Origin of the sequence: Pseudoalteromonas sp. S1610, from assembly GCF_005887465.1 — a bacterium.
GTDB classification, from domain to species: Bacteria; Pseudomonadota; Gammaproteobacteria; order Enterobacterales; family Alteromonadaceae; genus Pseudoalteromonas; species Pseudoalteromonas undina.
Window position 1 is genome coordinate 17068 of the sequence record NZ_PNDI01000048.1, and the last position, 25124, is coordinate 42191.

At 39.4% G+C, this 25124-nt stretch carries 24 protein-coding genes; 8 read left to right on the plus strand and 16 right to left on the minus strand.

From position 1 onward, the window contains the following. Positions 1–64: 64 nt before the first annotated feature. Positions 65–2236, minus strand: coding sequence for a S46 family peptidase (locus tag CWB77_RS14635; RefSeq protein WP_138623370.1), 2172 nt, complete (start codon positions 2234–2236; stop codon positions 65–67). A 161-nt stretch (positions 2237–2397) separates the two neighbouring features. Further along, entirely contained in the window at positions 2398–4188 is a 1791-nt protein-coding gene (locus tag CWB77_RS14640; protein WP_138623372.1) for a M61 family metallopeptidase, read from the minus strand. A 225-nt stretch (positions 4189–4413) separates the two neighbouring features. Between CWB77_RS14640 and CWB77_RS14645 the strand changes: the two genes are divergently transcribed. The 8 genes from CWB77_RS14645 (at position 4414) to ilvN (ending at position 14131) form a co-directional block, all read left to right on the plus strand. Next, the gene (locus CWB77_RS14645) at positions 4414–5922 is read left to right on the plus strand and encodes a GGDEF domain-containing protein (RefSeq protein WP_138623374.1); all 1509 of its coding nucleotides are present in this window, start codon (positions 4414–4416) and stop codon (positions 5920–5922) included. Between the two features lie 77 nt (positions 5923–5999). Further along, entirely contained in the window at positions 6000–7343 is a 1344-nt protein-coding gene (ppnN, locus tag CWB77_RS14650) for a nucleotide 5'-monophosphate nucleosidase PpnN (protein ID WP_054201618.1), read from the plus strand. Positions 7344–7351: 8 nt separating this feature from the next. Then, on the plus strand, positions 7352–8125 hold the full coding sequence (gene xni, locus CWB77_RS14655; protein ID WP_054201619.1) for a flap endonuclease Xni: 774 nt from the start codon (positions 7352–7354) through the stop codon (positions 8123–8125). 69 nt (positions 8126–8194) lie between these two features. Then, positions 8195–8590, plus strand: coding sequence for a DUF3192 domain-containing protein (locus tag CWB77_RS14660; RefSeq protein WP_054201620.1), 396 nt, complete (start codon positions 8195–8197; stop codon positions 8588–8590). Continuing rightward, positions 8590–10272 carry a hypothetical protein gene (locus CWB77_RS14665; protein ID WP_138623376.1) on the plus strand — a complete coding sequence of 561 codons (1683 nt, stop codon included), beginning with the start codon at positions 8590–8592 and terminating at the stop codon, positions 10270–10272. The genes CWB77_RS14660 and CWB77_RS14665 overlap by 1 nt, the downstream gene beginning before the upstream one ends. 179 nt (positions 10273–10451) lie before the next feature. Continuing rightward, positions 10452–11459 carry an isocitrate dehydrogenase gene (locus CWB77_RS14670; RefSeq protein ID WP_008112567.1) on the plus strand — a complete coding sequence of 336 codons (1008 nt, stop codon included), beginning with the start codon at positions 10452–10454 and terminating at the stop codon, positions 11457–11459. Positions 11460–11906: 447 nt separating this feature from the next. Beyond that, positions 11907–13631 (plus strand): acetolactate synthase 3 large subunit, encoded by a 1725-nt coding sequence (locus CWB77_RS14675; protein ID WP_010388899.1) that lies wholly within the window; start codon positions 11907–11909, stop codon positions 13629–13631. Then, on the plus strand, positions 13631–14131 hold the full coding sequence (gene ilvN, locus CWB77_RS14680; protein ID WP_010388900.1) for an acetolactate synthase small subunit: 501 nt from the start codon (positions 13631–13633) through the stop codon (positions 14129–14131). The genes CWB77_RS14675 and ilvN overlap by 1 nt, the downstream gene beginning before the upstream one ends. 65 nt (positions 14132–14196) lie before the next feature. Here ilvN and CWB77_RS14685 read toward each other — a convergent pair whose 3' ends face one another. From CWB77_RS14685 to CWB77_RS14750, 14 genes are all read right to left on the minus strand, one after another. Next, entirely contained in the window at positions 14197–14472 is a 276-nt protein-coding gene (locus tag CWB77_RS14685) for an HU family DNA-binding protein (RefSeq protein ID WP_008112559.1), read from the minus strand. A gap of 205 nt (positions 14473–14677) precedes the next feature. Then, a complete protein-coding gene (locus tag CWB77_RS14690; RefSeq protein ID WP_010388902.1) occupies positions 14678–15220 on the minus strand; it encodes a DUF3833 domain-containing protein in 543 nt (180 codons plus the stop codon). 1 nt (position 15221) lies between these two features. Beyond that, complete coding sequence (locus tag CWB77_RS14695) at positions 15222–15710, minus strand: chalcone isomerase family protein (RefSeq protein ID WP_054201624.1); 489 nt, start codon at positions 15708–15710, stop codon at positions 15222–15224. 22 nt (positions 15711–15732) lie between these two features. Continuing rightward, positions 15733–16233, minus strand: a complete 501-nt coding sequence (locus tag CWB77_RS14700; protein WP_138623418.1) for a DUF2878 domain-containing protein — start codon at positions 16231–16233, stop codon at positions 15733–15735. Next, positions 16211–17473: an SAM-dependent methyltransferase gene (locus tag CWB77_RS14705; protein ID WP_138623378.1), complete on the minus strand. Its 1263-nt coding sequence runs from the start codon at positions 17471–17473 to the stop codon at positions 16211–16213. Before CWB77_RS14705 ends, CWB77_RS14700 begins: the two co-directional genes overlap by 23 nt. Positions 17474–17521: 48 nt before the next feature. Beyond that, on the minus strand, positions 17522–18259 hold the full coding sequence (locus CWB77_RS14710; RefSeq protein ID WP_010388906.1) for a DUF1365 domain-containing protein: 738 nt from the start codon (positions 18257–18259) through the stop codon (positions 17522–17524). Beyond that, on the minus strand, positions 18252–19505 hold the full coding sequence (locus CWB77_RS14715) for an NAD(P)/FAD-dependent oxidoreductase (protein ID WP_138623379.1): 1254 nt from the start codon (positions 19503–19505) through the stop codon (positions 18252–18254). Before CWB77_RS14715 ends, CWB77_RS14710 begins: the two co-directional genes overlap by 8 nt. Then, positions 19502–20212 carry an SDR family NAD(P)-dependent oxidoreductase gene (locus CWB77_RS14720; protein ID WP_075170210.1) on the minus strand — a complete coding sequence of 237 codons (711 nt, stop codon included), beginning with the start codon at positions 20210–20212 and terminating at the stop codon, positions 19502–19504. The genes CWB77_RS14715 and CWB77_RS14720 overlap by 4 nt, the downstream gene beginning before the upstream one ends. A 2-nt stretch (positions 20213–20214) precedes the next feature. Further along, the gene (locus tag CWB77_RS14725) at positions 20215–20643 is read right to left on the minus strand and encodes a nuclear transport factor 2 family protein (protein ID WP_138623381.1); all 429 of its coding nucleotides are present in this window, start codon (positions 20641–20643) and stop codon (positions 20215–20217) included. 1 nt (position 20644) lies between these two features. Next, positions 20645–22039, minus strand: a complete 1395-nt coding sequence (gene phrB / locus CWB77_RS14730; protein WP_138623383.1) for a deoxyribodipyrimidine photo-lyase — start codon at positions 22037–22039, stop codon at positions 20645–20647. Beyond that, positions 22039–22992, minus strand: a complete 954-nt coding sequence (locus tag CWB77_RS14735) for a YbgA family protein (protein ID WP_010388912.1) — start codon at positions 22990–22992, stop codon at positions 22039–22041. Before CWB77_RS14735 ends, phrB begins: the two co-directional genes overlap by 1 nt. Positions 22993–23000: 8 nt before the next feature. After that, positions 23001–23675 (minus strand): ChrR family anti-sigma-E factor, encoded by a 675-nt coding sequence (locus CWB77_RS14740; RefSeq protein ID WP_138594600.1) that lies wholly within the window; start codon positions 23673–23675, stop codon positions 23001–23003. Next, entirely contained in the window at positions 23668–24291 is a 624-nt protein-coding gene (locus CWB77_RS14745; RefSeq protein WP_010388914.1) for a sigma-70 family RNA polymerase sigma factor, read from the minus strand. The genes CWB77_RS14740 and CWB77_RS14745 overlap by 8 nt, the downstream gene beginning before the upstream one ends. Before the next feature lie 70 nt (positions 24292–24361). Further along, on the minus strand, positions 24362–24940 hold the full coding sequence (locus CWB77_RS14750) for an LON peptidase substrate-binding domain-containing protein (protein WP_171040308.1): 579 nt from the start codon (positions 24938–24940) through the stop codon (positions 24362–24364). Positions 24941–25124: the final 184 nt, after the last annotated feature.

A 25124-nucleotide genomic window follows, 5' to 3' on the forward strand; every position in this document is an offset into this window, starting at 1 on the left:
ACATGTTTAAACAAAAAAGGCGCTTCCAATTAAGGTAAGCGCCTTTTGTTATTTTAACTGCTACTTATTTTACGATTTTCATTTCGTCTAATAAGTTTTGGGCGTTATCTACTTTATCCATTACCCACAGCATGTAGCGTGAATCTACATGAATTGAGCGATTTAGTTCAGGGTTGTAATCCCAATCACCAATAATGCTTTCGTACACACCGTCAAACAGTAGACCCACCAGCTCAGCATTGCCGTTAAGCGTTGGCGAACCTGAGTTACCACCTGTCGTGTCTACATTTGATAAAAAGTTAACTGGAACAGTATTCATGCCACCAGTGTAATCACCATAAAGCTTCGCTTTAATTTGCTCTTGCAGCTTTTTAGGCGCATTAAATGGGTCAACATCGGTGTTTTTAGCCAATAAGCCTTCAAGTGAAGTAAACGGCGTAGCCACTAATCCATCTTGCGGAGAATAACCGCCTACCGTGCCGTAAGTTACACGTAATGTGCTGTTTGCATCGGCGTAAACCGGTTTGTTTTGCGCTTTGTTAAAGGCAATAATTGCACTCATTAACTCTGGGCGAGCAGCTTGTAACTTACCTGCCAGGGCTTTTGACTTATCTTCCTCGGCTTTCATCACAGCAAATATAGCTTTTGCATATTGCATGAATGGGTCTTGGCTTTGGTTAAGCTGACTTAGTGTTTGTTCAAATAATGAATTACGTACAATTTCGTTATCTAATCTTGATTTGGCATACATTTCATCTAACAATGCACTTTGTTTTGCTTTATCAAAACCGTTTTCTAAAGCAAAAGCTTTATCAATTTCACTAAATCGCTCTGCTTTAGGTAATGCTGCATATTGCTCTAAAAAGTGCAGTAATATAGCTTTATCTACATTGGCATCAAAGCGACGTGACATACGCTCAAGAGAAGATTTAATCCGCGGTAAATCGCGTTCTTGGTAACCTGATTCGCGCTCACTATTTGGCTTTTGTTTTTCAACCGCTAAGCGGTATAAACGACGTGCCGTGCTGATCATTTGTGAGCGATGAACATAGCCTACCATACGGTCGCGCTCACTGTGCTCTTGCGATTGTGCTACTAATGCCGATAACTCATTAAGCACATTCCCGTAGCGCTGTTTACGCTCGCTATCGCTGTTTATCCAGCTTGTAAGCTCTTGTTCAAACTGTTTTTTACGCTCAAACATGGTGCCTTTTTTGAAGCTTTCAATCATCGAACCATAGTTTTTAATGTAGTTGTTGTAACCTGCTATGGTGCTTTCGTAAGCAATACGGGCTTTGCTGCCATCTTCTGAGTTTTCTTCAATTAGTGACACGTATTTAGTATTGTGCATGCGCGCTTTAGGGTAACTGTCGTTAAATACGTAATCAACCTCTGCGGCAATACGGTAACGATTGGTACGCCCTGGATAGCCAGTTACCATAACAAAGTCGCCCTCTTGCACGCCTTTAGCACTTACACTTAAGTAAGACTCTGGCACGTACGGTACGTTATCTTCGCTGTACTCTGCTGGCTTGCCATCTTTACCTACATAGGCGCGGTAAAAACCAAAATCGCCTGTATGGCGCGGCCACATCCAGTTATCGATATCGCCACCGTATTTACCTACGCCCATGGCAGGTGCATACGCTAAACGTATATCTTTAATTTCCAGTGATTTAATGAGGTAAAACTCTAAACCACCATGAAACGAATACACATTACAACGGTAACTAGCATCAGCTTCACACTGTGCAACGAGTGCTTTTTGATTCTTTTCTAACGCATCATAGCGTGCTTTTGCGCTTAGCTCGTTAGTGCCGCTAATCACTTTATCGGTCACATTGGTCACTGTTTCGGTTACGTACACACGTGAACCTGGCGCAGCTGGTAGGTCTTCAGCCGGTGTTTTTGCTAAAAAGCCATTTTCTAAAATGTTATTTTCAGGCGTTGAATTATATTGCACCGAACCATAAATACAGTGATGGTTAGTTACAACTAAGCCTTTTGGCGAAACAAACGAGGCTGTACAACCGCCTAAGCTGATAACCGCATTCATTGGAAATTCGGTTAATTTTGAAATTGAATCAACGCTAATTTCAAGCCCTTTGGCTTTTAAAATTGACTCAAGCTCTGGTAGTTGATGAGGTTGCCACATGCCTTCATCGGCATGAGCCGTAGAAGAAAGAGCCAGTGAACAGGTTGCTACCAACGTGGCAACAAGAGGTTTTAAACGCATTATAGAATCCCTTTTATTATTGAACCAGCAGATTACTCATTAAGTATGAGTCAGGTCAACTGCGCTGAGATAAATTGTTACAATATAGCGCCCAATAAACAAAAAAGGAGCCTAAGGGTTTGTGACCCTAAGCTCCTTTTTAAACAATATGATATACGATGTTAGTCGTCTTTTTTCACATCATTTGGATGCGCTACGCCCATCCATGCTTTAAACAGCGCTTTTTGCTCAGCAGTAGCATTTTTATTAGCGACTACTTTTTTAGGTTTGTCGAAATCTTCAGACAACACAAGCTCAGTCGACATTAATGCATCACGGCGAATAAAATCAACAGTTACCTTGTCTCCTGCTTTAAAGGTTTCTAGGCTCGCGGTTAAGTTTTTCCCTACATGCTTTTTGTTAATAGCGACGAGTTTATCGTCGGTAGTTAAGCCACCTTGCCATGCTGCGCCATCGCGACGTACATGGGTAAGTGTAAGTAACTCACCAGTATTTTTAGTAAAGGCATCTAAGCTTGGTGTGGCCTTGGCTTTTTCAGGCAGCTCAAAGCTTAAACCAACTTTTGCCAGTAATTCATCAAAATCTAGGCTGGCTGGTGTGCTAACATTTTCTTGCCACCAAGCGCTGTAATCACGTCCTGATAGTTGTTTTAAAATAGCTAATACGTCTTGTTCAGTAAAACCCGCAGGTAGCTTATGTTGCTTATAAAGCTCGTTGTGTACGTCTTTATAGCTTATTTTACCTTGGCTTTTTTCAAGTAGGTCGATATCTAACGCCATCGACAATAACGAGCCTTCAAGATAAATATTAGTGCCGTAATTACGTGCATGATCGCCACCTTGATTTATCCATTTATCAAAGCTGGTTTCACTTGCACTTTGCACTTCACGTCCCGGTGTTGTGAGGTGGCGATTAATGGTTTTACTAAAGTTCTTAAAATATTCATCGGTGGTTTGAATACCCGAACGCACTAATAAATGATCTTCGAAATAGCTGGTAGACCCTTCAGCAATCCACAGCAATTTTGAATAATTAATATTAGTGTAGTCATATGGCGCAAGCCCTTTAGGACGGTATGCTTTTACATTCCAAGTATGAATAAATTCATGTGCCGCTGTACTGATAAAAGCTAAATAGTCTTCACGTTTAGCAAAGCGATCACGTGGGCGTTGAATAATAGTTGAGTTTAAGTGTTCGGTTGCACCGCCCGCGCCCGATGTAGCATGCACCATAAATACATAACGCTCATACGGGTAGCTGTCCCAAATTACATTGCCCGTTGCCACTAGCTTTTTCAGATCGGTTAGCATCAGTTCTATATCGTAATTACCTTCGCCCCACACCACTAGCTCATACTCACGGCCATCAACCTCAAAAGTACGCAGTTCGTTAACACCGGTTTCTATTGGAGAATCAACTAGCACGTCGTAGTCACTGGCTTTAAAGCTGTGTTTATTTTTATAGTTTTCCATACCCGACACAGAGCGCCATGCTTTAGGTACGTTTAATTCAACCGTAACTGGCTCTTGGCGAAATGACTCGCTAAACATAAAAAAGCCTGATGCATCAACAAACGCATGGCTATCGTCAATATGGCGAGCGCGCTTACCTAACTCATTGGCATACACTTGGTAATCAACATTAACTTGAGTCGGCTCGTTTAAATGAACACGCCATGTGCTGTGGTCTATTTTTTCCCACTTTAATGCATTACCTTCATCGTCGCTGGCTTTAAAATAGCGAACGCCATTGGCAAGGTTTAAAATTTCATAGCGACCAGTACGCCATGCTGGCAATTTTACATCTAAATATGATTGCGCCGTTTTAGGAAACTCTACATTTACATCACCTAAATGATGCTCTGGCTGAGAGATATTTAAAGCGTAGTTAACGTCGGCAAATGCTGGTGCTGAACAGGCAGCTAAAATTGATAAGGCAAGTAGCTTTTTCATGAAGGCTCTTTTTTATATAACGTATTGTTGTACCAAGATTAACAAGACCCATTTTAAAAGTGAATTAAAAGCGGTAAATGCACTTATATTTAAGATCGCTCGTATTTTGTTATTAAAAACATTAAGTTTTTGATCTCATCCCTACTATTAATATGTTTTTGTTGTAAACTAAAACAATAGAGGTATTACGATGATGGTGTGTAGGTGTCTAGGAGCTCCAATACGGTGGAACAAAAACTAAAGCAAGCAATCGACAGTAGAAAAGTAATAGAAAGTGCTCGCCAACATCAAGTTAGTACGCTTTCTAATTTTGCAGCTAAGTTGTCTTTAAGCTGTAAGGGACTTGATACTGAGCTTGATAACCGCCTAGCTAAGTTTCGAAGCGCGTTAAACAAAGGAATGAGTTTTGAAGACTTTGCTCCTTTAGTGGATGATATTTTAGCTTTGCTTAAAAACCAAGAAGCCATTCAACTAGCACATCAACGCGACCTTTTTACCAGTGTACAAAATGCAGGTAAGCAATTACAACAAACCAAAGGCTTGCCTGACGATACTCGCAGAACACTGCGTCATTTGCTTGATAACGAGCTAGACGATATTCAATCTGTACATGGCTTTATTCCTATATTAAACCAGCTGATAACTTTTTATCATCAAGCCTTAATTGCTAAAAGCAACGACGCCTTTGAGCCTCCGAACCTAAGTGCCCTCACTGAAAAGCTGTTTAAATTAGTCAGTCAGCTAGTTCTCGAAGAAGAAGCCAACGAAGCGTTGTATTTAATAAAAAAACGTATCGCTAAAAATAAAGCCGTAGACCAGCTACTTGATGCAGCAATTGATGTAATCACACTTATTGTACAAAGCATTCAAGTTGAGCGCGCGTCAGCACAAAGCTTCTTAACCTCTTTAAACCAAACACTCGGAGAGCTACATCGCTCATTAGTATCGACCAGCGAACATTCTGAATCGATGACTGTTGAGTTTGACTCAATTAATCAACGAATTGGTGAAAAGCTAAGAAATTTAAATACGCAAACAAATAAAGCAACATCAATTACAGAGTTAAAGCAATTGGTTGAAAATGAGTTACGCTCATTAAGTGCTGATATTTTAGAAAAAGAGCAGCTAGAACAAAAAGATCGCCAAATTTTAATTTCTAGCTTTGCACAAATAAACGATAGAATCGGCAGTTTAGAAAACAAAGTTAGTAATTATAAGAAACGTTTAAATGAACAACGTTTTAAAAGTTTACTCGACAGTCTTACCAAATTGCCTAATCGCGCAGCTTTTGATGAACGTTATAATCACGAAATCAATGTATTTAACGAACGCCCGTCAGACATAACCTTAGTGGTTATTGATGTTGACCATTTTAAATCAATTAACGATCGTTTTGGTCACACAGCTGGCGACATTACCTTGCAAGTGATTGCCAAAGCGCTGCAAAAATCGATTAGACAAACTGATTTTATTGCCCGTTATGGCGGCGAAGAGTTTGTGTTATTAATGCCCCGTACTTCACTTGAAAACGCCGTAGAGCATCTCGATAAATTAAGACTGTCGATTAAAAAGATCCCATTTAAATTTAAAGACAAGCAAATACAAATTACTGTTTCTTTAGGCGCAACCCAATTTGAAGTGGGTGATACGCCTCTAAAAGCATTTGATAGAGCCGATGAGGCTCTTTACGATGCTAAAAACTCAGGCCGGGATCGTCTGTGTATTAGTAAATAGTGTTATGCACTTTTACCCTTGAGTATAAGGCATAACTACGCAGTAAATTTACCCAAGAAGTTTCAAGGAGAATGTCGATGCTAATACAATTAAACCCTACAGGGGTATTAGATTTATTGTCGCAGCTAGAAGTAGACTTACTCGAGCAATCATCAACTAGCGAACGCTACAGACTATTTAGAAACTGTGTATTGGCCGTGCTCAATGTAGGCAGCCACACCGATGTAAGCAATGATATTTACGATAAACACAAAGATTTTGATATACGTTTGGTTAGCCGTGAACGCGGTATAAAAATTGAGTTAGAAAATCCTCCGCAAACGGCCTTTGTTGATGGTCACATAGTAACAGGCATCCATGAACATATATTTTCGGTTATTCGCGATATTTTGTTTATTTGCCAAAAGTATGAAAAGAATCTCCAAGAAACTAAAGCCATTACCCATATGGTTTTTGATATGCTTAGAAATGCCGACGCGCTTAAGGTAAATAGCGAACCTAACATGATTGTATGTTGGGGTGGCCACTCTATTAACGAAGTCGAATATAAATACACCAAGCAAGTTGGCTATGAACTGGGGTTACGTGGATTAAATATTTGTACTGGCTGTGGGCCTGGTGCAATGAAAGGCCCAATGAAAGGCGCAACTATTGGCCACGCAAAGCAACGTATTACCAATAATCGTTATTTAGGTTTAACTGAGCCCAGCATTATAGCGGCAGAGCCACCCAATCCAATTGTAAATGAGCTGGTTATTTTACCCGACATTGAAAAACGCCTTGAAGCATTTGTTCGAACCGCACACGCTATTATTATTTTTCCAGGTGGCGCAGGTACAGCCGAAGAGTTACTTTATTTATTGGGTATTTTGTTACACCCTGAAAACGACAAGCAATGTTTACCTGTTATTTTAACTGGCCCTAAACAGAGCAAAGCTTACTTTGAAGAGCTTTGTAAGTTTATTCAAATGACTTTGGGCGATGCTGCGCTGAGTAAATTTGAAGTGATTATTGATGACCCTCAATTAGTTAGTCAAAAACTGAAATCGGCCATGAATGGGGTACGCGAATACCGTAAAAGCCAAGGCGATGCTTATTACTTTAACTGGACGTTGAAAATAGAAAATGATTTTCAGCAACCTTTTTATCCAACTCATGAAGCTATGGCGTCACTTGATTTACACCTTGATCAACCCAAACAACAGCTTGCCGCTAATTTACGCCGTGCGTTTTCGGGAATTGTTGCCGGTAACGTAAAAGAAGAAGGCTTAAATGCAATTAAAGAGCATGGCCCCTATGTGCTAAGTGGTGAGCCTGATTTAATGAAAGCAATGGACAAGCTTTTACAAGCATTTGTAGAACAAGGTAGAATGAAACTTCCCGGAAGTAAGTATATTCCTTGTTATACAATAAAAGCGTGAGTTTATAATTGAATCCCCATTTACTCCTTATTGATGCGCTTAATTTAATTAGGCGCATTTATGCTGTTGATGCAAACCAAAGCCATCACAGCGACGAGCACATGTTAAAAGCCTGCTGTGCTCGGGTTGCACATGCATGCAAAAAACTTTTAACGACCACCAATGCAACCCATGCAATTGCGGTTTTTGATGGTGACAAAAGCTGGCGTTACCACTTTTATAAAGACTACAAACATTCGCGTGCACCTATGCCAGAGACCCTAAAAAACGCGTTACCCCATTTTAAAGCGGCCATTGAAGAAACCGGTATAGTGGTATTTGAACCGACTAACGATGAAGCTGACGATATTATTGCGACTTTAGCGCATAAAGCGGCTAATAATCAGATAAACAATACCATTGTCTCTACTGATAAAGGCTTTTTGCCTCATTTGAATGAGCATATTGAAGTATACGATTACTTTAAAAAGCAACACCTCAATGAAGAACACATTGAAGAGCGCTTTGCTGTCGCTCAACATAAACTCATCGACTTTTGGGCACTCGCAGGCGATAAAACCAACGACATTCCTGGTGTTAAAGGTATTGGTGTTAAATCCGCGCAGCAATTGGTTAATCAATATAGCTCTATTGAAGAAGCGCTAAATGATGAATCGTTAAATACGCGGCTACAAAAAAAGCTTAATGAAGATATGGATATGTTTGTTATTTCTAAGCAATTGGTGAGTTTGCGTACAGATATCCATTTAGGCTTTAGTTTAAAGCAGTTAAGGCTTAATTAGTCGCAAGTTAATAGCACTGTACACTAGCAATACGTATACTAGCGATAGCTATTTTGGTCTGGGTTGGCAATGTTTAAAAAGTTTTTTAGGTATTTAATATTAGGATTAGGTTTATACGCTCTAATAGCTACGTCAGTTATTATGTTCTATAAAGACGATCCACAAGCTATGATTTGGCAAGACAGAGAAGCATTTAATAAACGCTATATCGAAAAATTGCGTTTAGAAGATACCTTTACGCTAAATGATGTGCTTGAATATTTAGGTAGCCCAGATTTAACCTATGCTAAGCGTGATGGCGAGCAAGTATGGCAGGTGGTTTTTTATCGTACCCAACACAAAACCTCAGACGGTATCACCACCATGGATGAATGTACTGGGTTATTATTTAAAAATGGCCAACTAATAATGTGGGGCCCAAGTGCTTATGAAAAATATCTTGAGCATAATGATGGGAAGATTTAATGGAAGCTCCACTGTCGGGTAAACTAAAAAAGCTATTCGAAAGCACGCAACTGCTTTTAAGCTCCCATAACAATAAAAGTCAGTGGCATACCTTCTACCCTCTTGTGTGTAAGCTTTCAGAGCAATACGCTGCATTATACAAACAAAACCCAGCGGCCTTGCAAGCTCAGTTAAATTTATATAAAACACATTATAGTTACGCAACCAATTTAGTGGTTAACCAATGTGTATTAACCTGTGCTTTGTGTCGTAGTCAAAACTACGACAACGATTTAACCGAGCTTTATATTAGTGCCTCATTAGTTGAACACCTTTGTGTTGCCAAACAATTAAATAAGTTAGCTCAACAGCAAACGTTTAACGAAGCCGATAAAAAAATGTGGCAGTTACGCCATAAACTTGCAGCCAAAGTATTATTAACGGCTAAACAACCCGCGCACCAAATTGCTCATATTTTGGCAAAATTAGGCAAATACAAACACGCATTATTAGATACACCTAAAATTATGCTTTATGACGGTGCCAGTGTGTTGGTTTCTTTAGCTAATATATTAGCACTTAACGTTACTTGTAATGAAAAACAACAGCACATAAATTTTTATAAAGCGGCCGCTGATTTATATATAAGAACTCCCAATTCATTTGCACAAACGTTATTAAAAGCGCTAGTTGCACACGTTGGACAATATGTACCTGGCAGCCAAATCGTGTATGCCGACCAAGCTATGGTTTATTTAGCCACGGATACGCAAGGCCGACATATTATAGTTAATAACGCCAATACTAAAATGGCATGGTATCGTATTAAAGCGTCCTTAATGGATGACTCAAAAGCATGGGAATGCAATGATAACCGCTTATTTTTAAAAGTATGGGACAGTGAATATCTTAATATCCCGAATAGTGAACTCTCTGCACAAACGCCCTTGTACCAATTAGTTAAACAAATAAAAACGCAAAAAGAATACAGCTTTAACGCTTTGAACACCTTACTTACCCCCTACCCTGACGTTATAAAGTCAGTATGCTTAGCAGTAAAACACTACAACAAAGAGCTATTACCCGCTAAAGATTTAAGACATAGTTTATCTATGGTAGGTTACGATAAAGCACCGGCTATTATTCAAGGGGTGGTGTTTCAACAATTAGTAAATAGTATTGCTCATCCTTTACATGCCTTTTTATGCACCCGTATTAGTTGTTTAGTAAATATTTTAGAGCTATTAGTTAAGCATAATCCCCGCGTTCAAGGTGAGCGTATTAGTTTAAGCTTATATGCTTACTTATATTATGTGTTGATACATTACAGCGCAGATGTTTCTAGAAAAATCACCATTGATCAAACACCGAATAAATCTCTCGATACACCTTTTAGTACATTTTTTGGTGTAAACAACGTAGATGCCTCTCATTTAAACAGTGAGCTTAACGAATTACTTAGTGGCGACCCATGGGCGTCGGCTTTATTAAATGCAGAGCAACTGCCTAAAAAGCAGCTTAGTGATGCTGGACAATTATGGGCGGCATTAAAGGTAGTGGCACAACGCATACTTAAACCTAACCAGCCATTAACAGCATGGCAACAGCAAATATTAAATCAACAACTTAGTCGTCATGGTTGGCAAAGTGAAGTCGATTTTAATCAATCGCTGCTGCGCTTAGGGCTACACAATAGTATTTAGCTGACTTATTACCACTATAGCTCAAGGTTATACCCTGTATTCATACTATAAACTGGCAAAATGAAAGATAAATTGGTATAAATGCCGGCTCAAATTTAGTACCCCTGTCATATAAGTAGTCTAAACTCTGTTGAGTATTTTTATTTATGTGTGTATCCAAATCTTTAAAGGAAAAGTTCATGGCCAAACAAACCATAACAGTGATCAAAGGCGACGGCATCGGCCCAAGCATTATCGACTCAGCACTTGAAATACTAAAAGCCGCAGGATGCGATTTTGATTATGAATTTGTTGACGCTGGCCTAGCTGCGCTTGAAAAAACAGGCGAATTGCTTCCACAAGAAACAATTGACACAATTGCTAAGAATAAAATCACCTTAAAAGGCCCATTAACCACGCCTGTAGGCGAAGGTTTTACATCTATCAACGTAACACTTCGTAAGCAATTTGGTTTATACGCCAATGTACGTCCAGTTAAATCGTTTGCCGGTACTAAAGCCCGTTACGACGATATTGATATCATCACTATTCGTGAAAACACACAAGGTATGTATTCAGGTGCAGGCCAAGTTGTATCTGAAGATGGTACTGAAGCTGAAGCAAAATCAGTGATCACTCGCGAAGGCGCAGAAAAAATTGTAACGTTCGCATACGAACTTGCTGTGCGCGAAGGTCGTAAAAAAGTAACTGCAGTACATAAAGCAAATATTTTAAAATCAACCTCTGGTTTATTCTTAAAAGTGGCGCGTGAAGTAGCTGAGCGTTACCCTGAAATTGAATCAACTGAAATGATTGTTGATGCAACATGTATGAAGCTTGTAATGACCCCTGAAGAGTTTGACGTGATCGTAACAACGAACTTATTTGGCGATATTTTATCTGACTTATGTGCTGGCTTAGTAGGCGGTTTAGGCATGGCACCAGGTGCAAACATTGGTGAAGATGCTGCTATTTTTGAAGCTGTTCACGGTAGCGCACCTGATATTGCTGGTAAAAACCTTGCAAACCCTACGTCAGTGATTTTAGCCTCTATTCAAATGCTAGAGCATTTAAACATGGGTGATACAGCTGAACGTATTCGTAGCGCTGTTGCTGATGTAATTAAATCAGGCGACCGTACTACCCGCGATTTAGGCGGCAGCCACGGCACTACTGATTTCACACAATCAGTAATTGACCGTCTGTAATTAGTACTGTTAAATTAAAAAGCCAGCTAATGCTGGCTTTTTTTATGCCAGAAACACAGCATTTAAATTTCCCCCTGACCATCCCTAAGCCTAGGTAAACACGCAAAACTGCATAATTTCTGCTTATAAAGTGAAAATAACTCATATCAAATAGATTATTAGATTAAAAAACACTTTAAAATGAATTTTTAATTCAAAAATCAATTTAATGGGTTGACATGTGCGTTCAAAAGCCTTAAAAATAACCACATACAAAAATTGTTATTTAAACAGCATTTTATCTTAAAGAGCAAAACATCATGAATACACAATTTCGCCTTTTAGTCTTACTCGTACTGGTCTTAGTGATAAGCCCAGCGGGGATGTATTAAAAGGTGAAAAATGCTTTTTAAAACCCTCGCACTACGCGGGGGTTTTTTTTTGCATGTAATCAACAGAGGAATGAGGATGAGTAAACAAGAATATAATGGCTCTGAATTGGTTGTTAAGTCATTAAAAGAGCTAAAGGTAAAGTATATATTTGGTTATCCCGGCGGCTCAGTATTAGATTTATACGACGCACTTTTTCAGCAAGACGATATTGAGCACATTTTAGTACGCCATGAACAAGCGGCTACACACATGGCCGATGGTTACGCAAGAGCCACCGGTGAAGTAGGTGTTGTACTTGCTACATCAGGTCCCGGTGCAACAAACTGTGTAACAGGCATAGCAACTGCGTATATGGATTCTATTCCTATGGTGGTGTTATCAGGTCAAGTGCCCACAAGTCTTATTGGTGATGACGCGTTTCAAGAAACCGATATTGTTGGTTGCTCTCGCCCGATTGTAAAACATAGCTTTAATTGTAGAAGCGCGAGTGAAATTCCCAATATTCTTGCTAAAGCCTTTTATATTGCCAGCACTGGCCGCCCAGGGCCTGTGGTAGTAGAGCTTCCTAAAGACATGCTTAACCCAGAGCTAACTTTTGCTTACAACTTTCCAGCGGCAACAGAACTCAGAACCTACAACCCTAATACCAAGGGTCATTCTAAACAAATTCGTAAGGCCGTTACTGCTATTTTAGAAGCAAAAAAACTGGTTATATACTCTGGTGGCGGTATTGTGCTTTCAAACACCTCAGAGCAACTAACTCATTTAGTCGAGTCACTTAATGCCCCTATTACCAACACGTTAATGGGACTGGGCGGTATATCGGGCGTTCACCCTAACTTTATTGGTATGTTGGGTATGCACGGCACATTAGAAGCCAATAAAGCCATGGCCAATGCCGATGTTATTTTAGCGCTTGGTGCACGATTCGATGATCGGGTTACTAATAACGTTCAAAAATTCTGTCCAAATGCCACTATTGTCCATGTCGATGTTGATCCAACCTCTATTTCTAAAACTATTAAATCACATATTCCTGTTGTTGGCTGTTTGGCAACGGTACTTGAGCAATTACAAACTGCCATAGATAACAGCCCAATTAAAATTGATCGCAGTGCACAAGAAGATTGGTGGCGACAAGTGATTAGCTGGCGTGAACAAAAATGCCTTAGTTACAACAGCGATGGTGACAAAATAAAACCTCAGGCAGTTATCGAGGCAATATATGAAGCGACCAACGGAGATGCTTATGTCAGCTCTGATGTTGGCCAACATCAAATGTTTGCCGCGCAGTATTATCCATTTAAACACCCTCGTCAGTGGATCAACTCAGGCGGCCTAGGCACTATGGGCTTTGGTTTACCTGCGGCTATGGGGGTTAAGCTGGCTTTTCCTGATAAAGAGTCTTTATGTGTGACTGGAGACGGCTCTATTCAAATGAACATTCAAGAGCTATCAACCTGTTTACAGTATAACTTAGCAGTAAAGGTGATCTCCTTAAATAACCGTTCATTAGGTATGGTAAGACAATGGCAAGACATGATTTATGGCGGTAGGCATTCTTCATCGTATATGGAATCTTTGCCTGATTTTGTAAAGCTTGTTGAAAGCTATGGCCATGTTGGGATCAGAGTAAACACCCTTGATGAATTACAACCCGCGATAGACAAAGCCATGTCGATAACCGACAGATTGGTATTTTTAGATATTTTAGTAGACGAAAAAGAACATGTTTACCCAATGCAAATTAAGCACGGTGGTATAGACGAAATGTGGTTAAGAAAAGGAGTGAAGGCATAATGCGTCGTATATTATCTATATTATTAGAAAATGAACCTGGTGCGTTATCACGTATAGTGGGGCTTTTTTCTCAACGAGCATACAATATTGATAGCTTAACAGTGGGTACTACAGATGATGAGTCTCTTTCTCGTATTACGGTAACCACTAAAGGTGATGACAGAATTGTTGAACAAATAACAAAGCAAGTAAACAAACTGGTCGATGTGCTTAAAGTGGTTGATTTAACTGACATGAGCCACATAGAGCGTGAACTGCTGTTAGTAAAAGTATTTGCCAAAGATGAAACTACTCGTGCGGCAGTAACTCGTGTTGTTGACGTATTTCAAGGGGCTATTTTAGATATGGGCCGTCAAAGTTACAGCCTACAATTGGTAAGTAGCACCGATAAAATAGAGTCGTTCTTAGATACCTTACGCCATGAAACCGACATAATTGAAGTGGTGCGCTCAGGCGCAGTCGGCATTGGCCGAGGAGATAAAGCGCTTAAAGCTAAATAAGCGTTAATTTTATAACAAAAAAAAAGGGCTAAATAGCCCTTTTATTATATTTTATAAACCTAAAATTATAGGTTTACTTGGTCTTTAAGACCTTTACCTGGTTTAAAGCTTGGAATAGTCGCTGCTGAAATTTGGATTTCTGCACCCGTTTGTGGGTTACGACCCGTGCGTGCAGCACGTTCTTTAACTGAAAAAGTACCAAAACCAACTAATGCAACAGAGTTGCCTTCTTTTAATGAAGAAGTTACAGCGCCTGTGAATGCGTCAAGTGCACGTGTAGCGGCTGCTTTAGAGATTTCTGCGTCAGTAGAGATTTTTTCAACTAGTTGAGCTTTGTTCATTATTAGATTCCTATTCGTTATTATTTTGCCTTCGCAAATCCTATCTTTATGCATTTTCGAAGAGTTAGCAACAGCAAATTACGTTTTTTATCTAAAATACTAAAAAATTAGTAAAAATAGTAAAATTCACTGTAAAATACAGCGAGTTGAGTTAACAAAAGCTTAATTTAAGCACACTATTAGTGCAACTTTGCACCTTAATGACTCACTCTACCTTTTCTATTACTAAGGTTACTTCCCCAACCTCAACACCAAACTTAACAATAGACGTGCGGTTTATCAAGCGTGTATTTGTTACTAGGTACATCCAATCATCAAAATTAACTTCTAAAGTGCTGCCATCGTAAGGGATCTCTACATTATAATTCCAATGAAACACACTGCCGTCACTTTCTCCTGTAGCTATCCCTAAAACATCAGAGGCTGTTCCTGTTAATGTGTTATCGTCGTTTAAGGTAATTTTCCAAATGCGTTTTTGTGTTTCTCCATCATCGTAAACAAAGTCTTCTTCAATAGTGCCCTTATTGCCATCCCATGTAGCGTTTAAGTCAACAACAAGCTTTCGGGTTAATTCACCTTTAAAGTCTTGTACAACGCCATAGGCTTTCAAATCACCACTAAAGAAAGTCTTAAAATCGAAGTTTGGTTCTGAACCCTTGTAATGTTCAACACTTGGAGCTGAACAACTGGCAATAAAAAAGCTTACGGCCAATACCATGGCAACTTTAACGCGTTTTAAATTAATCATATTAAATCCCTAATAGTTGATTTCTAATTGATGGTTCTGAGGTGTTTTCACTTAACCAAATAGCTAAAAAATCCTCAGCAAATGCGGCATCATCAATGCGACCTATTTGGTTATCGTTATGGAAAAAAGTACTGTGTCCTTGCTTATCAGTCAGCAAGGTTAACGATTCACCTTTTTTAATATTTGGCCATATCGAGAGTAATTTATCAGCATAGCGCTCTGAAAGTTGAGGTTTACCTAAGTGCTGCCACTGCTCATTAGTCGCTTTTACAATGTCTTTAGCGTCAAAATCGCGCAAATAAGTTAAGGTAAATTTAACAGGCGTTTGTTTTGCGGTGTAACTACCAGAAGGTGTATAAAGCGTTGCATCATAAACATCCCAAAACAGGTATTCCATGCGTGCTTCACCCACCTTGTTAAACTGAGTATCGGCATTAGCTACAGGGCTAAATAAAGCATAAACAATAAGTAAATTTAAAAGCGTTTTCATCGTCATCTCCAACTGTATTGTGTTATTGCTTAACAAACTCGCCTATTTTACCGTTTAAAAATAAAATAAACGTAAATGTTGCAGCCCATAAAGCACCGTAAAGTGGCCAAAACTGCCACAGTGGCATCCCTAACTCTAATACCTCAAATCGTGAGCCGGCCCAATAACTGCCAGGGGCAAATAATAAGCACACAGCAAATGCTTGCCATGGTTTAAGGTTTGTCAGAAACGACATAGAGGTATTGATACACAGCAACAATGCGACCCATAAAAACACCAACCAAAATGGCAGCGGATCGACTTTAAATTCAAATAACCCTAACTGAACCGCAATAAACTCACACAACAGTGCTAGTGGTAAAGCTTTTAAAACCAGCAAAGCATCTTGTTTTTTTTGTGCTGATAAATAAAACATCAAAGCGATGACTACAGCAGAGTATACAATTGCATGCTGTTCAAGTAGCAGGCACATAAACCACGCTACTTGAAACAGCGCAAAATTAATAAGCGAGTGCAATCTCATCATTACTACTCGTAAAGCGGGGTTTGCGTGCCATTAAATGCACGGTACTGGTTGCTCGGGTTCTAAATGCGCCCTCGCAATAGGCAAGATAAAAAAGCCATAAGCGATAGAAACGATCATCAAACTTATCGCTATCAAGCTTTGGCCAGCTGGCAATAAAACGCTCTCGCCAATCAGCAAGAGTGCGGGCATAGTGAGCACCAATGTCGTTTATGGTGTGAATATTCATGTCGGTGTTATTTTTAATTTGTTCACTCATTTCGTTAAGCGAAGGCAAACACCCACCGGGGAAAATATACTGTTGTATAAAGTCTGAATTTTTTAAATAGTGTTGATAACGCTGGTCGCTAATCGTAATGGCTTGAATAAGCATAGCACCGTTGTCTTTCAATAACTCACCGCACTTAGTAAAAAAGCTGGGTAAGTATTCATGCCCAACGGCTTCTATCATCTCGATTGAAACTAACTTATCGTATTTCCCAGTCAGTAAGCGATAATCTTGCTTGAGCAAGGTTATTTTATTTTCAAGTCCAAGCTGGTTAACTTTGTTAGCAACATAATCGTGCTGTTCGTCAGAGATGGTTGTAGTTGTGACATGGCAGTCATAATGAGTAGCAGCATAAATAGCAAACGCGCCCCACCCGGTACCTATTTCAATAACAGTGTCACCTTGTTGTAGCTCAACTTGTTCGCATATACGTTGTAGCTTGTACTGCTGTGCTTGTTCTAAGCTAGCATCTTTACTTGGGTATACTGCACTCGAATAAAGCATTTCTTTACTTAAAAAAGACTCGTATAAATCGTTTCCTAAGTCATAGTGAGCGACAATATTCTTTTTTGAACCCGCATGTGAGTTCTTGTTTTTTATGTGGTTTATGCGGTGAGCGATGTTGCTAAAAAACGCGAACTTTTTTTCAAATGCATCTAGTTGATCTTGGTTAAGCGCAAAAATTTCGATTAACCGAGTTAAATTATCACATTGCCATTGCCCAAGAATGTAAGACTCACCCGCACCCACGCTACCAGAAAGAGCGAACGCTTTATACATGGCATTGTCGTTAACGGTGACAGTAACTTTCAGCTCTGAAGACGCATCCCCAAATACAGACTGTTGGTTATTCTCAACCAACACTATCTGCCCCGTTTCAATTGACGAGAACGCTTTAAACACTAACTTTTTATATAAATTAGTAAACCAACTGGTGCGTTCCTGAACGCGTAAGCTCGATACCTTTTCCATATACTTACCTATATTATTGTTATTACTTATAAACAACATAAATTAAATTTAAAGTTTGCCTGAATGACCTAAAAATGGGACTTTTTTAACAAACAATTTAAATGCCTGATAGTAAATACCTCTGAAAATAGACCATGTCATCGCTGGAAAGCGCTTCAACAACTTGCTCATTTGTTTATTGCACAAGGGTTGACGCTGTAACCTTAACGATGCATCGAAAAGTAGTTCTTCATCGCGCTTATTTTCTATACGTATCAGTATATTGTCTTTCTTTTGACGAACAGTCCAATGATAGTTCATATCCAAATTCATAAAGGGTGATACGGAAAATACTTTCTTAAAGTTCACTTTTTTTTGTAGTGGAACCAAGTAGTAATGTCGCTCATTCCATGGGGTATTACTCACCTCGGCCACCATATAGCTAAACTCATTGTTTTGTTGGCCAAAAAAGTAAAAGTTAACTGGACTAAAATAAATCCCCAAACAGCGTAATTGCCCTAGCAGGTACACATGGCTAAATTTCTCATCTACCCCTAACTGGGCTAGCTGCGCATGAGCACGCTCTATGATGGGCTGATGATGACTATCGGGTAACCCTTTTAAATAATCAGATTGCTCAAACTTCAATGCTTTAAACCCTGAAGTTCCAAGCTGCTTATGGACGCCATTAAGCGCATGAGTATTATTTAAATCAACCCACATCATATAAAGTGGGTAATTAAACGCATGATGTTTTACAGCAAAACGGCGATGCTTTACATCGCCTAAATACACTGCATTAGTCAAACTCTACTCCAAGTTGTTTTGCAACATCGACGGCACTGCGCACACCATCCTCATGAAAGCCGTTATACCAATAAGCCCCACAGAAATAAGTATTGTTTTGCCCGTCAACCGTATTTTTCAGCTGTTGAGCAGCAATAGATTGTTGATTAAACACAGGATGGTGATAAGTAAACTCACGTAAAATCTTACTTTGATTGATCCCTTCTAAGTGATTTAAAGTGACACAAAATTGGGTATCAGACTCTATTCCTTGAAGTATATTCATTTGATAAGTAACAACAGCGGCTTTGTCGGTATTATTATTTAGTAAATAATTCCAGCTCGCCCAAGCTGCTTTCCTATCTGGTAATAATGAAACATCGGTATGCAATACCACCGAGTTCTCAGTGTATGGAATAGCGCCCAACACCTTATTTTCTTGCTCGCAGGCATCACCGAGTAACGCTAACGCTTGATCTGAATGACACGCAAAAATAACCTTATCAAACAGGGCTTGCTGGCCATCAACAAATGTAATGGTGACTCCCTGCTCGCCTCTGGTTACCGATTTAATGTCAGTGTTTAACTGTATTTTATCAGCAAAACCAGCTATCAACGGTTTAATGTATTCACGAGAGCCTCCCGGAATAACATACCATTGCGGCCTATTGGTAATGTCTAATAAACCATGGTTAAAAAAGAATTTTACAAAAAATTCTACGCCCACGTTTTCCATTTCTTTAATGCTTGTCGACCAAATAGCTGCACCCATTGGCAAAATATAGTGGTATTTAAAAAAGTCATTAAAGCGATGTTGTTGTAGCAGCTCACCGAGTGATTGCTCAGTGTATTGGCCTTTTTCATATAAAGCCTTGCACAGTTTGTTAAAGCGCACAATATCGTACAAAAGACGCCAAAACTTAGGTCTCACTATGTTTCTGCGCTGAGCAAACAAACTAGTAAATGTATGCCCGTTATACTCAAAGCCAGTTGCTTCATTATGAACACTAAAGCTCATTTGGGTCGGTTTACGTTTTACACCAATACGTTCAAGCAGCTTTTCAAAGTAAGGGTATGTTCTATCGTTAAATACGATAAAACCGGTATCAACTGCGTAGTTAATGCCGCTGTGATTTACATCAACCGTGGCAGTATGGCCACCAATATAATCATTCTTTTCAAATAGTGTGACATCATAATGCTTATGCAATAGGTGTCCGCAAGTTAAACCTGATACACCAGTCCCAATTATTGCTATTTTTTTCAACGGGTTAATCCTTTTGCAATTTTAAGCCAAAGCGAAAGTGGCAATATTCGCAGTGCTTTTAATATAAGTGTGAAACGATACGGAAAATGGACTTCTTTACGACGTTTTTTTACGCCTTTGATTATATAGTCAGCCGCTTTTTCGGCACTAACAGCCATAGGCATAGGAAAATCATTTTTGTCTGTAAGCGGTGTTTTTACAAAACCAGGATGGACTAGTGTTACATCAACATCGTTTAAATCAACCGCAAGGGTTTTAGCTAAATAGCTTACGCCCGCCTTTGATGCGCCATACGCTTCTGAACGCGGTAAAGGTAAATAAGTAACACTCGAACTGACCATCACTAATTGGCCGCCTGATGTTATTTTGGGTAAAAGAGCTTCTAAGCAATACCCCATAGAAAGTAAGTTAACATTAATAACACGCTCAAAGAGGGCGCTATCAAAATTGCGTGCATCATCAACATATTCGCAATTACCGGCGTTAAGAATAACGCGGTCAAATTGCGGATAGCCGAGAGTGGCAGCTTTAATATCTTGCAAGTTGGTAGCATCAAACTGGCAGGTTTCTATATTGTTATGCTTGGCAAGTTCTGCGAGCTTTTGCGTATTTCTTCCACACGCAATGACTGTGTCACCTTGCTCTGCATACTTTATCGCGAGTTGTTCACCTATGCCTGATGTTGCACCTGTAATAAGCGTAATCATAATTAACCAGCCCTTTTATCAATAAAATTAATAATGTTGCCCAGTAATGGAATATGCTTATACAAAAGCTCTCCAGCATTAAAGTAATCGCGGTGTTTAATAATTTTCGCACCTTCAAATACTAGTTTACTGTGCCCTTGCACTGAAATTGTATTGCCCGCGTTAAGTTTTGGGTGAGAATAATGCATTGTCCAGTATACAAATGCATTATTATCACTGGTAAATGAGTCGGTTATGTCAAATCGACAATACTTAACATTACTATATAAACCACAAAAATAACGTCTTAGATCTTCAAGACCATTAATTTCGTGCAGCGGATCTATAAAGTGAATGTTTTGAGCGTAAATTTCAGTTAATAACTCTAGGTTATCCTTATCAAGCTTTTGATATATTTCTACAAATTTATCGACTGGTAATTGGTTATCCATATCACACCTTAAATGCAGCTAAAGCCCTCGCTCGTGCCGCTTTATGATCAACTATTGCTGGCCAGTAACAGTGTTCACTTTGTCCCGTTGCTGCTAAGTAAGTATGTGGGAAATGAATGTGTTTATCTGGCACTTTTTCTAATTCAGGCAGATATTTACGAATAAAATCACCATTTGGATCAAAGCGTTCACTTTGGGTAATGGGGTTGAATACTCTAAAGTAAGGTTGTGCGTCACAGCCGGTACTTGCAGCCCATTGCCAACCACCATTGTTTGAGGCTAAATCGCCATCAATAAGATGCTGCATAAAAAACTGCTCGCCTTTACGCCAATCAATCAGTAGGTGCTTAGTTAAAAAACTCGCAACCACCATTCTTAAACGATTATGCATCCAGCCTGTTTGCAATAGCTGTTGCATGGCGGCATCAACAAGTGGATAGCCTGTACGGCCTTCGCACCATTGCTTAAACTCAGCGTCACTGTCACGCCAACTCACACTATCGTACTTTTCGTTAAAATTGGCACCGCGTGAAAGTTTTGGAAATTCAGCAATTAGGTGTTTGTAAAATTCACGCCAGATCAGTTCGTTAACCCAGGTAAACGTTTTACTTTTTGAGGTGGTCAGTATATCGGGGTAATGTTGTTGTATATTAACCATTAATTGTTTACTACTAACAACCCCTAGAGCTAAATAGGGGCTTAAGCCCGATGTTCCTTTTACACTGGGTATGTCTCGTACATCATCATAGCTTGCTAATTTATCATGAATAAAGTTATCGACTACGGTTGATAGAGTATCATCATCAACGGGCCATTTTTTTGAACTTTCATCGCCACTGAGTAACTCACACGGTTCAATTTCTATCGGTTCTTCAGATAACGGCCACTGCACTAAACTAAAGAGTGTATCTTGATACTGCTTTAACCATGCGCGTTTAAACGGTGTAAATACTTTATACATTTCATTATTTTGAGTGCGTACACTACCTACGGGAGCAATGATATCACCCTCGTATAAAGTAAATGTTATTTGCTGTTGGTCGCACAGTGCCTGAACCGCTTTGTCCCTATTAAATTCATTTAGCTCATACTCAGTATTGGCTATTATGTGTTTAATATCGTGTTGCTGACAAAAATCGAGAAGTTTAGTTTGGCAATCGGCAAAAAAAGGGGCGTCTATTACATGCAAATTTACGCCATATTTGGCAAGTTCTTCGCGAATGTAACTCACTCTGCGTTTTAGTAAGTCAATTTGAATGGCAGCAGTATTATGCTGTGCCCATTGTTTTTCGCACACAAAAAAAATGGCGTGTTTAGCACCATTATTTAGCGCTTCGATCAGCGCCTCGTTAGAAAAAAGGCGCAAATCGCGCCTAAACCAAAATAGTGTATTCATTACAAACCGTAACGTAGCTTAAGTTCATTAGGATAAGGGTTAAAGTAAATTTGCTTACTTAAATACTCATTTGGATGAACCTTTAAATGGTGTTTAAGCAATGTTAGTGGTACATAAAGCGGCACCAACCCTTGGCGATACTCATCAATTGCATCTCGCATTTCTTCTTTTTCGATTTTTGATAAATCTTTTTTGAAGTAACCTTGCAAATGCATCAACGTGTTAGAATTATTTTTTCTTGAAGCAGGACGCTTAAGCGCATTCATTAAACCTAAAATGTACTCGTCGGCTAGAGCATTAACATCGTCACCTACAAACGTTCCAAGTAGATTGCCTAAATCACGATACGCTTGATAATTATGAGCCATTAACAAGTATTTGTATTGAGCATGGAACTGGGTCAAACGATGTACAGTAACCGGCTCTTTCACTAACTGTTGCCAGTTGTGTAATGTATAAACACGCATTACAAAGTTCTCGCGCAAATGAACGTCATTTAAACGTCCATTTTCTTCGCAAGGTAGTAAGGGATTATGTTTCATAATTTGTTCAGCAAAGAAACCAACGCCTTCAGAGGTGTTACCGGTTCCTGCTTCATTGTATATTTTTACCCGCTCCATGCCACAGCTTGGGCTCTTAGCACAAAAAACGAATCCGCTTAGATGCCCTGCTTGTTCTGTAGCTATTTTTTTACCGTATTCTGTGAGCTGTGGGCCAACATCTCCCGTGCCATCCGGACGACACACTTTGATAGTATCGCCTGTTTTTACTTGACGAATGGTTGGACGAGGTATTGGTAATCCTACCGCAACCTCTGGGCAATACATTTTATATTCAACATGCTTGGCCAGCTCTTCCATACAAAAATTTGATTTTTTATGGCCACTGTCAAATCTTACCTTTTCGCCTGCCAAGCAGGCGCTAATACCTATTTTTATTGTATCTGTTTGCATAGATTCTCTTAATAAATCAAGCCACCAATTGGGTTAAGTAACTTGCTAAGTCCTTTATTGAAATGTAGAGCACTACTAACAACAGTAAAGCACAAACATCCCTCTTTTGTTAGTGGGGTGTGTTGATGACGGCCATCTTGCCAAATAAAGTCACCAGGAACATAACTGCCCTCTTCGTCTGTAAATTCACCATCAAGCAGTAAAGTAACCTCAAAACCGGTATGTGTGTGCTCCGGAATTTCTCCACCAGCATCTATGTGTAACAAGCTTGAACGTAAATGGCCATCATCAAGGGCTATTCGAGAACGCGCAAGCTTACCTACTTGGGTAAATTTACCATGCGAGATCCGTGTTAAAGCTCTTGGCAAGCTGTAATTATGCTCATTAACATTAATACTAACTGGTTCAACAGAATATACTTCATCAATCGAGTCATCGGCCGTGATCATATCAAGTAAACTTGATTCAATTACATCATCGGCTTGATCGGCTTGCTCATCAGTTGTCACATCCATATTGTCACTAAAAACTGCTCGCGCATTAGCCGCTTCAAGTTTTTCAACTTTAGCTTGGCACACTGGGCACATATCAACATGTATTGATACGGCAAGGCTAAGCGATGCTGGAAGTGTTGCTGCACAGTATTGTGTCAGTAGTGTTTCACTCGGGTGATGTTTAATCATGCTGATCTCCCATTTCATTACGTAATTTCTGCAAGGCTAAACGTAATCGTGATTTTACCGTGCCTACTGGAATGTTTAATTGTTGAGCTAACTGCTCTTGCGACATATCTTGAAAATAAACGCCGCGCACAACTTCTCTTTGCGCTTGAGGCAATTTATCTAAATAACGTTTAATTTGTTGGTCTTCAAGGTGGTCGCTGTATTCGTGATGTGTATCTTCAGATTCGTTCAATAACGGCCAAATGTCTTCGCTAATATTTTCTTCTTTGTTACTTTTCATTTTACGAAGCATGTCAAAAGAGGCGTTACGCATTACGGTATAGACCCAAGTAGTAGCTGCACCCTTTTCACTATTGTATAAGTGAGCTTTACGCCATACGGAAGTGAGGGTTTCTTGAACTAATTCCATTGCTTGGGCTTCTACACCAAACTGCTTTATGCCGAAGCGCTTAATCTTAGGTGCAAAATATTCAAACAAGTACGCGAAAGATTTTTTATCGCGAGATTGAGCAACATTAACTAATGCTTCCCTGAGTTCCGTACTTGGTGTTTCTGGCATGGCAGTGTACTTACCTGTGTTAGGTTCACAACTTAGTGATTGTTGTTGACTTACCATAGTAAAATGTCCCGTTATTGCTTTAGTGAATACCATTACGAGCAATGGTTACAAGCGGATCATAATTATTTTAGGCAAATTCGTTATTAATCACAGTATGGAGGAAACTAAGCAAGTTATCAAAGTTAGTCTCAAATGCAAGTTGTTGTTTTTTCTCAATAGAAATGGGAAGTAATTCAAGCCAACGCGCCACAATCCACGCCAGCTGATTAAATTTGGTGGTTTTATAAAGCGATTGCAAATCAGGGTTATTCGCAAAAACGTCTTCTAGTGCTACTTGTAAAAGTTGGTGTTGACCAATTTCGTGGTTATCTTTGTTGTACCAATAAGGTGTGTTGCAAGCGGACACATCACCATGGCGAAGTTCCTGCTCATCTTGATACACGTTATCTATTTGCACACTCTTAGATGCAAATACATCAATTAATAGCATACCGCTTTCGTCTTGATCAAAGTCAATAACATCCATTAAACAGCCTTGGGCGCTTATGTTTAACGGGGTGTCATGCTCAAAGGTACATAAAACAAAACCGCTATTGGTTTTTAATGCGTTTTTTACCATCGTTAAATAACGAGGCTCAAATATACGTAATCGCGTATAGCCTTCAGGTAATATAAATATAGGTAATGGGAAAATCGCACGTTTCATAAAGTCTACTTCTTTCAAACACTCTGCCTTTATTTACGTGCGCTTTATTCAAGTCGATCAGCTTTAGTTACATCAATTGATTTACAGTGCAAATGCATCCGCTAATTAAACCTCGTTCCCACATTTTTTATCATGTAAACCAAGTAATAAACACTCAGTATACTTGCCACAGGTGCCAACATTA

Coding starts and splice junctions, on each gene's coding strand:
- CWB77_RS14735 (WP_010388912.1), bottom strand. CDS start 22,992: ATGCAAACAGATACAATAAAAATAGGTATTAGCGCCTGCTTGGCAGGC.
- CWB77_RS14695 (WP_054201624.1), bottom strand. CDS start 15,710: ATGAAAACGCTTTTAAATTTACTTATTGTTTATGCTTTATTTAGCCCT.
- phrB (WP_138623383.1), bottom strand. CDS start 22,039: ATGAATACACTATTTTGGTTTAGGCGCGATTTGCGCCTTTTTTCTAAC.
- CWB77_RS14740 (WP_138594600.1), bottom strand. CDS start 23,675: ATGATTAAACATCACCCGAGTGAAACACTACTGACACAATACTGTGCA.
- CWB77_RS14640 (WP_138623372.1), bottom strand. CDS start 4,188: ATGAAAAAGCTACTTGCCTTATCAATTTTAGCTGCCTGTTCAGCACCA.
- ppnN (WP_054201618.1), top strand. CDS start 6,000: ATGCTAATACAATTAAACCCTACAGGGGTATTAGATTTATTGTCGCAG.
- CWB77_RS14725 (WP_138623381.1), bottom strand. CDS start 20,643: ATGGATAACCAATTACCAGTCGATAAATTTGTAGAAATATATCAAAAG.
- CWB77_RS14690 (WP_010388902.1), bottom strand. CDS start 15,220: ATGATTAATTTAAAACGCGTTAAAGTTGCCATGGTATTGGCCGTAAGC.
- CWB77_RS14675 (WP_010388899.1), top strand. CDS start 11,907: ATGAGTAAACAAGAATATAATGGCTCTGAATTGGTTGTTAAGTCATTA.
- CWB77_RS14700 (WP_138623418.1), bottom strand. CDS start 16,233: ATGAGATTGCACTCGCTTATTAATTTTGCGCTGTTTCAAGTAGCGTGG.
- CWB77_RS14720 (WP_075170210.1), bottom strand. CDS start 20,212: ATGATTACGCTTATTACAGGTGCAACATCAGGCATAGGTGAACAACTC.
- CWB77_RS14750 (WP_171040308.1), bottom strand. CDS start 24,940: ATGAAACGTGCGATTTTCCCATTACCTATATTTATATTACCTGAAGGC.
- ilvN (WP_010388900.1), top strand. CDS start 13,631: ATGCGTCGTATATTATCTATATTATTAGAAAATGAACCTGGTGCGTTA.
- CWB77_RS14745 (WP_010388914.1), bottom strand. CDS start 24,291: ATGGTAAGTCAACAACAATCACTAAGTTGTGAACCTAACACAGGTAAG.
- CWB77_RS14665 (WP_138623376.1), top strand. CDS start 8,590: ATGGAAGCTCCACTGTCGGGTAAACTAAAAAAGCTATTCGAAAGCACG.
- CWB77_RS14660 (WP_054201620.1), top strand. CDS start 8,195: ATGTTTAAAAAGTTTTTTAGGTATTTAATATTAGGATTAGGTTTATAC.
- CWB77_RS14685 (WP_008112559.1), bottom strand. CDS start 14,472: ATGAACAAAGCTCAACTAGTTGAAAAAATCTCTACTGACGCAGAAATC.
- CWB77_RS14635 (WP_138623370.1), bottom strand. CDS start 2,236: ATGCGTTTAAAACCTCTTGTTGCCACGTTGGTAGCAACCTGTTCACTG.
- CWB77_RS14670 (WP_008112567.1), top strand. CDS start 10,452: ATGGCCAAACAAACCATAACAGTGATCAAAGGCGACGGCATCGGCCCA.
- CWB77_RS14705 (WP_138623378.1), bottom strand. CDS start 17,473: ATGGAAAAGGTATCGAGCTTACGCGTTCAGGAACGCACCAGTTGGTTT.